Raw genomic sequence first — 14,743 nt, 5'->3', positions numbered from 1 at the left:
TCGCCTTCCCAGTGACCGATGGTGAGGCGTTTTTCGATAGCAGGTGGCCGATGCTCTATCCCCACACGCTTAGGAATCTTGCCTAGTCCTGCACTTTTGGCATGGGCACGATGTTTACTGCGACGCTTGGGCTGGCGGAGGTGTCGCCACAAATCGCCACCTTTGGCCTTATCGTCCCAGATCAGCGAATAGACCCATTGATGACTAACTCCTATCCCCGTCAACGGCGCCATAAAACCGCTAATCTGCTCTGGACTCCACTCTTCTCTAAGCCTGTCAGCTACGGCATTGATCAGGCTAGGGAGTTGCTTTGTCCACTTCCAGGCGGAGCGGCGTCTCTGATCGCTGTAACGCTGCGCTTGTGCGGGTTCATATCCCTTGGCACCCGAATTACGTCTCAGCTCACGGCTCACGGTACTGCTGTGAATGCCAAGCTGTTGAGCAATCTGACGTTGGCTCAATCCTACATCCCTATGGGCAAAAATTTGATATCGTTGTGCCTGGGTCAGTTGTCGGTATCCCATACTCTGCTTCACTTTGGTCGGTAAGGCGGAGAGGGTACCGCTGCTGGCCCTCCTGCCTCTACCGTATGATCCAAAGTGCTGCAGTTATTCTATGAATTCAGGATTTAAGTTGTGTATGATTATCATTCATAGTTAATTTTATTCCAAATGTTCAATTTCAAGCCAACATTTTTCAAAGGACTGACTCTAGATGAGAACGAAACTATCCTTGGCTATTTCTCTTGCCCTTCTCAGCACGGGCGTGCTGAGTGGCTGCAGCGATGATAGCGCGCCAACAGCAACAGACACCCAGCAGGAAGCACCAAAAAACCTCTCAGCTTCCCTGTTGAAATATATCCCCGCCGACTCTCCCTATTTTGTGGCAACACGGGAATCAATGCCTGAACAAGATGCCTTTGCTCTTTACCAGCGCATGCAGCCAAAGAACAGCCTTGAAGCTGACTTGGATGAACTGCGCGACATGCTGCACGAAATAGACGATGACGTGTTGCATTCGCTGATGTCACTGTTGATCGCTATGGGTGAAGAGTTTGTCGGGGTTGAAACACTCGATGATATTCATGCACTGGGCTTTAAAATGAGCCCCCAGGTCGCTTTATACGGACTGGGTATCTTGCCCACTCTGCGTATGGAATTGCAGGATGAAGACGCTTTCCGCGAAACGCTGCAGCGCATCCTCACCAATGCAGATATCAACCCGAGTACGGCCACAACAGATGGAAAAGAGTACTGGGTGCTAACACAAGATGGTCCGATTAAAGCCATCATGGCCATTATCGATAAGCAACTGCTGATGTCGGTGGTGCCAGAAAATGTCAGTGATGAGTTGCTATCACAGGTGCTGGGTAGCACCCTGCCTGACAGCAACATTGGTGATACCGGCGCCCTAGAGGAAATTGAACAGCGTCATGGCTTCACGCCCTATGGTGCTGGGGAAATCGACTCATCACGCCTGCTTAGTGAGCTGAGTACACCTACACACTTAGGTACTCAAGCACTATTGGACGCGGCTGATGCAGAGCGGCTGGATCTCTCCGCCTGCCAAGCAGATATTGACCGCATCACCAACCGCTTCCCTGGTCTTGTAATGGGCATGCGTGAGTATAACCTCGACCGTATGGAGATGAATCTCATCCTGGAAACCGATGAGGCTATTGTCAGCGATCTTCGTGCAATGACCGCTCAGGTTCCGGGCCTTGGTAGCACAGACGGCATGGCCAGCTTTGGGCTAGGCCTGAATCTACCGGTACTGATGCAAACTGTTCAGAAGTATGCTCAGGAAGTGCGTCAAAACCCGTTTAGCTGTGATGAGCTACAGGAATTAAACAGCAGCTGGAATGAGCTCAGTAAAGCGATCAATAATCCCATCGCCATGATGGTTGGCCCATCCTTATCTGGTTTCAGAGCACGCCTTAACAGCCTGACAATGAAACAGGGCGAGCCCGCCGGTACCGGTCTTTTGACCCTTGCTTCGCAAAACCCGCTTGCCCTGCTGTCTACAGCCAGCGCGTTCGTGCCTGATTTAGGGACACTTGGACTTGAACCCGGTGGAGAAGCCAAAAAAATTGACAGCATGATGCTGCCACCAGACTCACCAGAGCTCTACGCGGCCATGTCTGAAAGCGCCATTACCTTAGGCGTTGGCATCAGCGATTCCGAAACACTACAGGAAGAACTGCAATCCCCTGTTTCCGAGCGTGACCTACTGGTTCATGGCCATCTGACAGGTGAGTTCTACCATTCGCTGGCCGATGTTATAGCGCAAATGCCTTCCGATGAATTGGCAGAGCTTGATATTGATTTGCTCAAGCAATATAGCGATATCTACAAGAACATGGAGTACTGGTTCAGAGTGGATGATGCAGGCGTTGAAATGAGCTTCTCACTGGAACTGAAATAAAACGGGCTATCCCTAACATCCGAAAAACTCGCTATTGGATACAGCTGTCATCGTGTCACTGTGGACGCTAGCGAGTTTTTCGTCGGCAGCCTGGCTGATAAATGTGCCATTGGGTTTGTCGTCAATTTCAATGTGCCCAGGCTCAACAAAAATAGCCGCTTTCATCATGGTAGGCATGATTGAAGTGAGTGATACCCCATCACTATTGAGCCCACTGGATGATGGAACGGCAATTGACGTGGAACAATGAGAGATACATTAGATATCTATAGACTTAAATAGCATTTAGCGCGCTATCTTACTTATACCAAGTGTACCGCTGGCTGCTGTTTTTTTAATCTATAGGTATCCATTATGCCGACACTACCTTTCAACCCCTGGTCGACCGCAGTCGCTGTGGCCACCACTCTATTGATTTGGCTGGTGATTCCTTTGCCAGAAGGGCTGACGCCAAACGCTTGGCTTATGCTGGCAATATTTGTCGGCACTATTGTCGCTATCATCGGCAAAGCCATGCCTATTGGGGCGATCTCTGTGATTGCGATTTCTATTGTCGCGGCAAGTGGTGTTACCGGCGACACGCCAGGTGAGGCCATCAATGTCGCCTTAAGCAGTTATGCCAACCCACTTATCTGGTTAATTGCCATTGCGATTATGATTTCACGTGGGTTGATTAAAACTGGTCTGGGTGCACGTATTGGCTACTACTTCATCTCGATTTTTGGCAAGCGCACGTTGGGAATTGGCTATGGACTCGCCTTTTCCGAGCTTTCAATTGCGCCTGTCACACCAAGTAATACAGCGCGGGGTGGCGGTATCATTCATCCCATTATGCGCTCTATCGCTCACAGCTTTGACTCACACCCTGAAGACAACACGTCTGGTAAAATCGGCAAATATCTAGCGCTGGTGAATTACCACAGCAACCCCATCACCTCGGCTATGTTCATCACCGCCACCGCCCCTAACCCATTAACCGTTCAACTTATCTCGTCCGCCACTGGAGCAGAAATACAGCTGAGCTGGTTAACCTGGGCGGTCGCCATGCTGCTGCCGGGCTTGGTCGCCATCCTGGCGATGCCGTACATTCTGTACTTGCTTTACCCACCGGAAATTAAAGAAACCCCGAATGCCACCCAGTTGGCGAGAGACAAACTTGCCGAACTAGGAAAGCTAAGCCGAAACGAAGGCATCATGTTGCTCGTTTTCTTAGTGCTGCTTTTGCTTTGGGCGGATATCCCAGCGATTTTCCTGGGGGATGCGGTCACGCTTAATACCACCACGTCTGCGTTTATTGGCTTATCGCTACTCCTGCTAACAGGGGTTTTGACCTGGGAAGATGTGCTGAAAGAAAAAAATGCGTGGGATACGCTGCTGTGGTTTGGTGCTCTTATCATGATGGCAAGCCAACTTAACGAAACAGGCCTTATTAGTTGGTTTTCAGCGAATATGCAGAGCTGGATTACCACAATGGGGATTGGTTGGGCGGGAGCCTCTGCGCTTCTGGTACTTACCTTTCTTTATACCCATTACTTTTTTGCCAGCACGACTGCACACATCACTGCGATGATGGCAGCATTTCTCACCGTTGGCTTAAGTCTCGGCGCCCCACCTATGCCTTTTGTACTGATTATGGCGGCCACATCTTCGATTATGATGACCTTAACCCATTACGCCACAGGCACTTCACCAGTCATTTTTGGCTCAGGCTACCTGACGCTGGGAGAGTGGTGGAAAGCAGGTTTCATTATGAGCGTGGTGAATCTGCTCATTTGGGTAGTCGTTGGTGGTTTATGGTGGAAGCTGCTTGGCCACTACTGAGTTACCACCTAAAAGCCAACAGAGGTTATTGACCTCTGTTGGCACTGGAATGCCCTGGCTAGACACTATTTCTTAGCCTTCTCCTTGGCCTTACCTTTACCTTTCTGCAGTTCGCCCTTTACTTGTTGGGCTTTACCCTTAGCTTCTGTTTTACTACTTCCGGTTACTTTGCCAGCTGCTTCCTTCACTTTTCCGGCGGCCTTATTGACAGTACCTTTCACTTTATCTTCTTTGCCACTTGCCATGACGAACACCTCTAATCCGTTAGTGGGGATGATGCCGCTCACTAAGTGAATACTCACTTCGAATGGCGACACCTTCCTTAGCGTAGCCTTTGTTAGAAAAGTTACCTCAATTACTTTTAGGCAGGCGCGTTGGCTGCCAACTATTTAGCAAACAGTGTAAACAAGCCATTACCAACAAGGTGCCCACGAGCGCAACGCTCATCGAAGAGAACCGATAAAGCGCGCTATAAACAAGGTCTTGCTGCGGGCCTAACGATTGTCCAAAGAGAATACCCAACGTTGTCAGCCCTCCAAAGCCAATGCCTGAGCCGCCACCTTCTAAAATATGTTCTCTAGCAAACAGCATTAGTCCAAGCCAATAGAGCAAAATCACCAGCAAAAAATGATGGCTTTGGGTGTAAAGCAATAGCTGCATTGCCAGCGCCAGATTACAGCCCAGTAGCGTACCGATTGCTCGCTTACCTGCCGACACGCGAGCACCGGAATAGCCTAAAGCAAACAGAATCAGAATGGTGGCCATTTGCGCTGACAGCGAATCGCGAAGGTCAAACATTTGGAACACTACAAACGAGAGCGTGGCCGTAATGCCGCCCATCAATGTTTCATGGCGAATTTGGGCTGCAGGCTTTGTACCACGCGGTGGTGGCTGGCGGGGTTCAACATCGGGAAATAGCGTATGCATCAACATGGCAATAAATACCGCCAGCAGGCTGGCCATAATATTACTCGCCAACAGATCGCTTAAATCAACACCAGGGTAGCTAGCAAAGTGCAGCAATATGCTTAGCGTCAACACGCCATTCGCGCCAAACAGAAACAGCGGGCCTTTTGCCATTAGATTGAAGCGCAGCAAAAACAGACCTAGTACGACCAGTGTCATCACTACCGGCATATGCTTTAGAAGCCCCACCACCAAGCTGACTTCCAAAGCATTCAAGCTAACGTTCGCCAAAAACTGGCGAATGATGCTGCCATTTAAAATGGGTACCATACCCAACAAGAACATCGGGAAAACGGTAAAAAAAACGCCATAATTCCAGCCCATCAATTGGCTAATAATAAACCCCAGCGAACCGCCTCCCGCTACCCGCAGGCACTGGCGCAGGCCGTTTTGAGAGAGCGCTGGCTTATTAACAGCCTCTATGGGTGTTTTTTTAATAACCGTTTTAATAGCCGCTTTAGTAAACATAGTGCAGCCAACTAATCAGGTGCGCCTGCAACCATGCAAACGGTTTAGCCATGTCATGTTCGCCCGGCACTAGTTGCACTGTTGCCCGCGCACCACTCGGGGGTAGTTCAGTCAACGGCGTATCTAACGCCACATGAATACGCGCACGTTGCGCATCTCGTATCCAACGATCTGAAGCAGGAATATCCACAAGTTGACCATCCGCTGCCTGCTGGCCTGCGCGGGTGCCGGCGTCAAAGGCACTGACATGCCCTTCAAAAATTCGTCCAGGCAACGCATCGAATACCACTTTTGCTTCATCGCCAAGCGCCACATGGCGCAGGCTCTTTTCACGAAAATCAGCCACGACCTCTACCGTGCTCGCGACCAGCGCCACCGCAGGCTGCCCCGCCTGCACATAATGGCCAGGCTGTAGCTGAAGATTAGCGACCACACCGGACTCTGGCGCTTTTACCACCGTATGGGCTAAATCCAGTTCAGCTTTTTCAAGGGCATTATTCGCTTGGCGAAGGCGTAAGTTATCGTCGCCCTCTTCTCCCAACTGTACCTCTAAGCTTTCAATCTGTGCCTGGGCAGATGCCACAGCCGCCTGTGCGGTATGTTCGGCCGCGACCTGCTGTTCGTACTGCTGACGAGAAATCCCCTGACGCCCAAGCAGCGCTTCAGCACGGCGGCGCTCACCGCTGTGCTCATCGTAAGTAGCCTGTGCCGAGGCAAGTGATGCCCTGGCAGCCGCTAGCTCTGCATTTAAGCGGGCGTTTTCTTGCTCCGCTTGCTCCCGGTTTAATTGGGCTTGGGAGTGAGCGATTTGAAAGGGAGATGGGTCTAAGCGAAACAGCACATCACCCTGGGTTACCGGCTGATGGTCTCTCACCACAACTTCTTGCACAGGGCCGCTTAGCTCAGGAGCAATGCTGGTGACGGGGCGCATTGCCCGCGCCTCAGGCGTCATGGGCATAAAGCTATCGGCCATTAAGAAGTAAACGAATAGCAATAAAAATACGGTCAGGGCTATTTTCACCCAGCGAGTAAATTTTTGATCAGGGGACATTGGGATTTCTCATTGACGAGCACCAAAGCGGCGATGTCACCGCTTGGAGATATTATTAGGTGGAATACTTTAGTCTAACAAATCATTAGCACGCTAACAATATTCTCATTATGAACAAGCGCTCAATAAAGTCACTCCAATGACTTTCCCTTGATACATCAACTTATTATGCGAACCAGATACCCTTACCATTCGCTAGCAAGCCCCTATTCTTAGCGCAAAAAAAGCCCTATCGCTAGGGTTAGCAATAGGGCTTTATTTCTGCTGATAGGTTAATTAAGTGTTAGGCGATTGCCTTAAAAACGGTACTTTAGGCCTACACTGGCAGCATCAAAATCATAGGCAGATTTATCCAGGTAGCGCATGTAGTCAGCGCCTACCGATACATTGGAACTGATATCCATTTCCGCACCGGCACCGTAGGAGAAACCGGTTTCACGGTCGCTATTAATATCAACCTCTGTGAAGCCCGCTAAGCCATACAAACGCACTTCTGGAGCAATGGGTACGATACCTTTCGCATAAGCACCCGCAACGTGATTTAGCTCGGCACCACCATCTGAACCACCTGTCCCCAAATGACCTTCTAAGGCAAAATAGTCATTGAACTGTGCCCCACCACGGAGACGCAAACCAACGTCATCGCGTGAAGAGCCTCTTTCTGGGTTCAGGCTCCAAAACATGGCATCGCCGCCCACATATCCTTGTGGGTACTGGAAGGATTGTTGCGCTTGAGCCGATGCCGCGAACGTACCCGCACCAACTAAAAGAGCGGCAGAGGTGAGTGATAATACGGTCATCTTCATAAGTTAAACCTCAGTTAAAAAACAGCGTTTCCTTACACTTTTTAATTTTGGCTTATACTTTAGGAGAACGCAATCTGCCAGCCCAACTTGCACACAGTTTCCTTTTTCCCCTCCTACTTACCTACCTTTCGAAAGACTGAGCACAACAATGCCGCCAACGACCACTGCCCCACCTACGAGTTGGCTTGGGCTTAGCATCTGACCTAGAACGATATAACCAAGTAGTAAAGACGCTACTGGCTCGAAGTTCATCACCGGAGCATTGCGCGCCATGTCCAGGCGTGGCACAAAAATAAACAGTAGGGAAAAAGCACTACCGTATAGCAAAGCTAACAAGGCTAGTCCTGTCCAGCCTGCGCTGTTATCTGGCAAGCTCATTCCCCCAGGAACCGCCCCCAGCACCCCACCAACGATCATGACAATAAACACCGTTTGCATGGTCAGCAGGCTACGTAAGGTGCTGCCAACCCCTGCCAATCGATGCTCAGTGACCCAAAGCGCGCAAGCAAACGCAAAAGCGGCACTTAACCCAAACCCAATACCAACCAACCACTCAGGCCCCATGGCATTGGCATCCGCGAACCAACTCGGTATATCGAGCACCACTAGCAGCCCAATCAAAATAGTGCCCATAATCAGGCAACTGCGCAGCGAAGGCCGAGGTCCGCCCAACGCCCAACTTAACAGCGCTAATTGAATAGGAAAGGTGTTGACCAGCAACAGAGCAATGACCACTGGCAAACGTGCAACCGCTGAATAAAGGCTCACGCTTTGAATGGCAATCAGAAGCCCTACTGCCAACTGCCATGGCCATGTGCCGGGCGGTAGCCAAAGCCGCTTTTTTTGAACCACGACCAGCGTCAGTAAAATCAAACACGCCACGCCAGAACGCATCAATACCGCAAGAAGTAAGCCAGTACCATTATCAAACGCAAGCCGCGCGGAAACGTGGTTAGCTGCGAACATGGTAGCCACCGACATCATCAGAAAAATGGCTAGGTGGCGAGGCAGTAGCGTTGGTAACGAGGTAGAAGGCATAGGAACAAAACGGCTCACGATAAGTAGATTAAACAGCAGGATGACGACATTTTATGCTGAAGGCTAACGCAATACCGCGCTAATATCATGCAGCGCAGCATATCATACCAAGGTCTAAACCACTTTTACGCTAACTACTTTACAAAGGTTGTCATGAGCACACCGATGCTGGTCATTAACTATGGCTCTTCTATCAACGATGCATTGATTGATGGTGCCCCTCAGGGACCGGGAACCATGATGCCGAAACGGGAGGAAGTTAATAACCTATTTCCCAGGCTACCCAGGTCGGCGCTATCCCCCCTTCACATCAAGCTAGTTCTCAGCGGTTGATAATTGCTGCCTGACAAACTCAAGAGAGGGCCGTAAAAAGTGTAAACAGGAGCCGGTTCGATAGATATTCAAAGATTCAGGTATACGCTGTAATTTGCTATACGAGTAGCTATGTAGACACTCTTCGGCATGATGTTTCTGCTCGCTACCCAACGACACTAAATCACCTACCCAATGCCAGGCCTGATTGCGCTCGGCGTAGGCCTTCGCTTGAAAGGTGTATTGGTCGTAAATCAGCCACTGGATACTCGGGTCATCGTCAATACGAACCGCTCTGCAAGGATCCGGCTGGTTCAAGCACATCAAATCCTGTTTAGCCAGCAGCACCAGTAAAGACTCGGGCATCGTAGCCGTCTCAGGCCTTATACGAAACTGTTGGGCTAGATCGTTAGTATCCAACAGAGACTCGGTGTTACCGGATTGAGCTTGCTTTATGTGAAACTCGACACGACGTTTCAGCTCAGGATGCGTCTGGGCAAACTCGCTCTCGGCCAGCTCTTGCAGAGCTAGGTTGCCGGGCCGCCCAAGTCGATAGAGCACATAGTCGAAATCAAAATCTTCCACTGCTGTGTGCCCATCCAATAATCGCTTTACCTGATGCTGGGCAGACCAGTGGCTCATGTCAGCCAGTGGCGTATTAACCAGTATCAGCACACTGGCCACCAGAAGAGCCAGCCACCTATTGACGCGGTGAATACCGGGTAACGCTGCTTTTCGGCGCCAAAGTATTATCACGCTGTAACTGAAGGTAAAAGTCGCCACCAATGCTTGCAGCAGTCCAGCCCATAACCGGTCCAAACTGAGCCCATACTGGTCGATACGCAGCCATAGTGCCCAAGCCGCCAATAGGCTGCCAATTGGCAGGAGTACGACCGCCACCAAAACCGTATTGCGTAGCCAACCAGGGTAAGGAGAGTTGCTATGGGTTTGATGGAATACAGCGTTAAAGAACAGTAGCAAGGTTAACATCAGCGCCATAAGGATTTGCGCTGCCTTGCCTGTATCCCATATGGGTTCTAACCCTGTCCACATCAGCACGGTGAAGAATAGCAGGATGACCAAGGCAACTAACGGCAAAAGTGTCTTGATAAGCGCTTCACACATCAGCCTTACGCTGGCAAGAAAGCGGAACCGGTTGCGAATCATCACCACGGCGATACCGAGCATCAACCAGGTAACCGGATAGACAAACACCGGCTTATAAAAAACACGTTCAAAAAAGTCTATGCCGATGGCAGTAAAAAGCGCTCCCCATAGCCCCAAAATTACCCAAAACACCCCTATAAACAGACTGACCTGGGCAATTGTCAGGGCGAATTCCCATGAGTAATTCAGCAATGGTTGATAGGCTTTTGGCCATGTGCCACTGGAAGCACTGCTTCTAAAGAACAGAGCAAGGATGAGCATAGCCACCCCCACAGTCATACTAAAGGAAGCCATCAGGGGTGATGTATTCCGGTAAGGCGCTTCCGGCATAGAGGTTGCCCAACCAAGGTGCCACCCCATCCAAAACAGCAGAGGCGTCAACAACAGCGGTATTAAATTGATACGATCCCGCAGTCGCACCATGCTAATCAGGTAAAAGGCAGGTACCACGATAGTGATGGAATAAAGTGCGCTTAGCCAGCGTTGGTCAGTGGCTAGCCAGTGTGTATGTTCAACAGCCAGATGCAACGCGTAGAGTGCAACCCCCTGAAACAGGGCAATAAGAATCAACCCAATGCTGGTGCTACGATCCAAGGCGCTTAGACGGTTATCATCCATGATAATTCTCTGAGGGGCAGGTGGCGAACGTGATATCACGTCATTAGTCGGCTCAGAATACCAATAATCGCAGGTAGACGTTATTCATGGGTGGCCAATATCAATTAACAATTGCACCACGTCTTAAGTCATTACTGACCGTGACTCCACATAGAAAAATAGCCCCAGGCACTGCCTGGGGCTATTTTATTTAGCGAATTAACGTGTGTAAGAATTACCTGTCAGGCCCACATAGGCACCATGGCTTCCAACACCATCACTAAGCTCATTGCGGTAATCGTCAGAATCGATACACCGAACACCTTTTTGGCCCAGCGTACGTCATCACCCAGTCGAAAACCACACAGCGCTAAGTACAGCCAGTAGCCGCCCATTGCTAATGCAACGCAGAGGTAGCCCGTACCCGCTTGACTGGCTAGCACCAAGGCGAGCGACGCAGGAATAAACGCGACGATGTAGCCCAAGATGTGGTGTTTTGCCCGTTTGATACCATGCACCACCGGCAGCACTGGAATCGATGCCCGGCGATAATCCGCATAGCGAAAAATCGCAATGGCATACGAATGCGGCATCTGCCAAAGGCAGAAGATGACCAGCAGCATGAAAGCACCGCTATCAAACTGCCCCGTCACCGCACAATAACCAACAACCGGCGGCATCGCCCCAGAAAGGCTGCCCACCAACGTGCCGTATTCAGAGTGTCGCTTCATATAAAGGCTGTACAGCCCAACGTAAACGCCCCAGCCGATCACCGCTAATGCCACGGTTAAGCCGTTGGTGCCCAGCGCCAAACACACCACGCCCGCTACCCCAAGCAGCGCCGAAACGCCTAATGCCTGAGTAATAGAGATACGTCCTTTGGCCAGAGGGCGATGGCGCGTACGCGCCATCAAAGCATCGATATCACGGTCAATAACGTTATTACAGGCGCAGCCAGACGCAATGACCAGTGCAATACCCAACATGACCGTACTAAACGTGACCCAATCAAAGGTACCGTGGGCGGCTAAAAAATAACCGCCTAAGGTTGCAATGAGATTGCCGCCAATAATGCCTGGCTTTGTTAGCGCGAGTAGGTCACGCCAACGGCTAGGCACCACCGTTAACCGATCATCATGTTGAGATGCAGATGCTGCATGATCCATAAAGAGCCCCCTACCACCAAGACAAGTATCGTCAGCGTGAAAACGAAAGACATCACGTTCCACCCTTCGTCGGCGTTGGTGTTCATATGCATAAACATGACCAGCTGAACCAAAATCTGCAGCACGGCTGTTACTGCGATAACGACCACCGTCGTGACGGTGCTTAGTGCACCGCTCATCACGACCGCGAATGGAATCACGGTTAGCACTAAAGATAGCAGAAGCCCAGTCACATACGATTTAACGCTGCCATGGGAAGAAGTTGAATTAGATGAAGAATGGCTCATCTCACAGCACTCCCATTAAATAAACGAACGAGAAAACACAGATCCAGACGATATCCAGAAAGTGCCAGAATAGGCTTAGGCACAGAATTCTAGGGCGAGTCATCGGTGTTAGCCCTTTGGTAGAAAGCTGCACCAACATGACGAGGATCCATACCAAACCAACGGTCACGTGCAGCCCGTGAGTGCCCACCAGGGTGAAAAACGACGAGAGAAACGCACTCTGATCGGGCCCATACCCTTGATGAATCAAGTGCTGGAACTCATAAACTTCCATGCCAACAAACGCCGCGCCCAGCAGGAAGGTTATCGCTAACCACGCCTTTACTTGGCCAATGCGCTCAGCATTCATGGCCAACACGCCTATGCCGAAAGTAAAGCTACTAAACAGCAGTAAGAAAGTTTCGACGAGCACGAAAGGTAGCTCGAAAATATCTGCCGCCGTCGGGCCGCCCGCCATGCCCTTCATGAGCACGGCGTAGGTAGCAAACAGTGACCCGAAGATCACCAGATCGCTCATTAGATAGACCCAAAAGCCGAATAATTTGGTGCCGCTGGCATCATGGTGCTCATGGGGCTCAGACGTTGCGCCATGGTGTAGGGTATCGGTAGCCATTACGCTCGCGCCTCCGCATAGTTTGTCTGCTTACTATCAGTTGAGTCACTGGCGGTCGGGGTGGTTTTGCGCTGCTGGTGCTCACGCTCAATCCGCTCCACTTCTGCGGCAGGCACGTAGTAGTCGATATCATCGTTGAAAACACGCGCTAAGAAGCTGATGACTACGCCAAGCGCACCCGCCGCGGCTAGCCACCAGATATGCCATACCAGTGCAAAACCAAGTACCAGGGCAAACAAGCTGATGATCGGCCCTGCCACGGTATTACGAGGCATGTGGATATCGGTATAAGGCGCTTCATCCAACTGTTCGTTGCTACGCTGTTTTTGCGACCAGAAACTGTCGATATCGCCAACTTCAGGCAAACGGGCAAAGTTGTAGAACGGTGCTGGTGATGACGTTGACCACTCCAATGTACGGCCATCCCATGGGTCGCCAGTCACATCGGCATTCAGCTTGCGGTCACGAATGCTCACCCAGAACTGAATAATGGTGCAGGCAATGCCCATCATGATGATGACGGCACCTACCCAGGCCAGGATCATCCACGACTGCCACTCTGGGTTGGCGTAGGACTGCATGCGGCGCACCGCACCAAAGAAGCTCAACACATAGAGCGGCATAAAGGCGACATAGAAGCCAATAAACCAACACCAGAATGAACGCTTGCCCCACTTCTCGCTAAGCGTGAAGCCGAATGCTTTGGGGAACCAGTACGTTAAGCCCGCCATCATGCCAAACACCACGCCACCAATAATCACGTTGTGGAAGTGGGCAATCACGAACAGGCTGTTATGCAATACAAAGTTGGCAGCGGGTAGCGCCAGCATCACGCCGGTCATACCGCCTAAAGTGAAAGTAATAATAAAGCCTAAGGTCCATAGCACCGGCGAGGTCAGCTCCAGGCTGCCGCGGAAGATAGTGAACAGCCAGTTGAATACTTTCACCCCGGTAGGAATGGCAATAATCATCGTCATAATGCCGAAGAAGGCGTTGACGTTTGCACCAGCCCCCATGGTGAAGAAGTGGTGCAACCAGACAATAAACGACAGCAGCGTGATCGCCACTGTGGCCCATACCATGGTGGTGTAACCAAACAAACGCTTACGCGCGAAGGTCGCGATCACTTCAGAGAACACGCCGAAGGCTGGCAGGATCAGGATATACACTTCCGGATGCCCCCAGGCCCAGATGAGGTTGACGTACATCATCATGTTGCCGCCAAAATCATTGGTGAAGAAGTGCATGCCGAAGTAGCGGTCTAGGGTTAACAGCGCGATGGTCGCGGTAAGAATCGGGAAAGAGGCAATAATCAGGACGTTGGCACAAAGCGATGTCCAGGTAAAAATAGGCATGCGGAACATGGTCATGCCTTTGGTGCGCATTTTCAGGATTGTGACAAAGAAATTAATCCCGGTGAGCGTCGTCCCTATGCCGGATATTTGTAACGCCCATATCCAATAGTCGACCCCCACACCAGGGCTAAACTCTATCCCCGAAAGTGGCGCATAAGCGAGCCAGCCAGTTTTGGCGAATTCTCCTACTACAAGGGAAATATTAACTAGAATCGCGGACACCGCGAACAGCCAAAAGCTCAGGTTATTCAAGAAAGAAAAGCAACGTCGCGTGCGCCAATTTGCAGCGGCACCACCAGATTCATCAAGCCGATGACCATGGGCATCGCAACGAAAAAGATCATAATCACGCCATGGGCGGTAAAGATCTGATCATAGTGTTCAGGAGGGAGGTAACCCGCGGCCCCACCAGCCGCCATAGCCAACTGGGTACGCATCATAATGGCATCAGCAAAGCCGCGTAGCAGCATCACCAAGGCAACCACAAAATACATAATACCGAGCTTTTTGTGATCAACGGAGGTAAACCACTCGCTCCACAGCCAGCCCCACTTTCGGTAATAGGTTAATGCGCCGATAAGCGCAGCACCGCCAATCGCCATCATGGCGGCAACGATCATAATGATCGGTTCGTGATACGGAATCGACTCTAATGTCAGTTTTCCAAACATG

Annotated in this window: 12 protein-coding genes and 1 pseudogene; 2 read left to right on the top strand and 11 right to left on the bottom strand. The window is 50.8% G+C overall.

Annotation, left to right across the window (positions count from 1 at the left end; translation table 11 throughout):
* The coding region (locus tag INT19_RS04985; RefSeq protein ID WP_193059937.1) for an IS30 family transposase at positions 1-524 on the bottom strand (524 nt) is incomplete at its 3' end.
* 190 nt (positions 525-714) lie between these two features.
* On the opposite strand from INT19_RS04985, the gene INT19_RS04980 reads away from it, so the two are divergent.
* The gene (locus tag INT19_RS04980; RefSeq protein ID WP_193059936.1) at positions 715-2,424 is read left to right on the top strand and encodes a hypothetical protein; all 1,710 of its coding nucleotides are present in this window, start codon (positions 715-717) and stop codon (positions 2,422-2,424) included.
* Between the two features lie 354 nt (positions 2,425-2,778).
* Entirely contained in the window at positions 2,779-4,245 is a 1,467-nt protein-coding gene (locus INT19_RS04975) for a DASS family sodium-coupled anion symporter (RefSeq protein ID WP_193059935.1), read from the top strand.
* 65 nt (positions 4,246-4,310) lie between these two features.
* Here the strand turns inward: INT19_RS04975 and INT19_RS04970 are convergent, their stop codons facing one another.
* The 10 genes and pseudogenes from INT19_RS04970 to cyoB form a co-directional block, all read right to left on the bottom strand.
* Entirely contained in the window at positions 4,311-4,490 is a 180-nt protein-coding gene (locus INT19_RS04970) for a CsbD family protein (protein ID WP_038486547.1), read from the bottom strand.
* A 106-nt stretch (positions 4,491-4,596) separates the two neighbouring features.
* Complete coding sequence (locus INT19_RS04965) at positions 4,597-5,679, bottom strand: DUF2955 domain-containing protein (protein WP_226912471.1); 1,083 nt, start codon at positions 5,677-5,679, stop codon at positions 4,597-4,599.
* A complete protein-coding gene (locus INT19_RS04960) occupies positions 5,669-6,730 on the bottom strand; it encodes an HlyD family secretion protein (protein ID WP_193059934.1) in 1,062 nt (353 codons plus the stop codon). Before INT19_RS04960 ends, INT19_RS04965 begins: the two co-directional genes overlap by 11 nt.
* A 296-nt stretch (positions 6,731-7,026) precedes the next feature.
* Positions 7,027-7,536 (bottom strand): porin family protein, encoded by a 510-nt coding sequence (locus INT19_RS04955; protein ID WP_193059933.1) that lies wholly within the window; start codon positions 7,534-7,536, stop codon positions 7,027-7,029.
* Between the two features lie 117 nt (positions 7,537-7,653).
* Positions 7,654-8,574: an EamA family transporter gene (locus tag INT19_RS04950; protein ID WP_089038864.1), complete on the bottom strand. Its 921-nt coding sequence runs from the start codon at positions 8,572-8,574 to the stop codon at positions 7,654-7,656.
* A 315-nt stretch (positions 8,575-8,889) separates the two neighbouring features.
* Entirely contained in the window at positions 8,890-10,671 is a 1,782-nt protein-coding gene (locus INT19_RS04945) for a DUF4153 domain-containing protein (RefSeq protein WP_193059932.1), read from the bottom strand.
* A gap of 221 nt (positions 10,672-10,892) precedes the next feature.
* Positions 10,893-11,816 carry a heme o synthase gene (gene cyoE, locus INT19_RS04940; RefSeq protein ID WP_193059931.1) on the bottom strand — a complete coding sequence of 308 codons (924 nt, stop codon included), beginning with the start codon at positions 11,814-11,816 and terminating at the stop codon, positions 10,893-10,895.
* Positions 11,774-12,103, bottom strand: a complete 330-nt coding sequence (gene cyoD, locus INT19_RS04935; RefSeq protein WP_193059930.1) for a cytochrome o ubiquinol oxidase subunit IV — start codon at positions 12,101-12,103, stop codon at positions 11,774-11,776. Before cyoD ends, cyoE begins: the two co-directional genes overlap by 43 nt.
* 1 nt (position 12,104) lies before the next feature.
* Complete coding sequence (gene cyoC, locus INT19_RS04930; RefSeq protein WP_193059929.1) at positions 12,105-12,716, bottom strand: cytochrome o ubiquinol oxidase subunit III; 612 nt, start codon at positions 12,714-12,716, stop codon at positions 12,105-12,107.
* A pseudogene (gene cyoB, locus INT19_RS04925) lies at positions 12,716-14,742 on the bottom strand (cytochrome o ubiquinol oxidase subunit I). The gene cyoC and the pseudogene cyoB overlap by 1 nt, the downstream one beginning before the upstream one ends.
* Position 14,743: the final 1 nt, after the last annotated feature.

The sequence above is a fragment of the Halomonas sp. 3A7M genome, from assembly GCF_014897875.1.
GTDB lineage: Bacteria > Pseudomonadota > Gammaproteobacteria > Pseudomonadales > Halomonadaceae > Vreelandella.
This window is presented reverse-complemented; position numbering and strand designations above follow the sequence as displayed.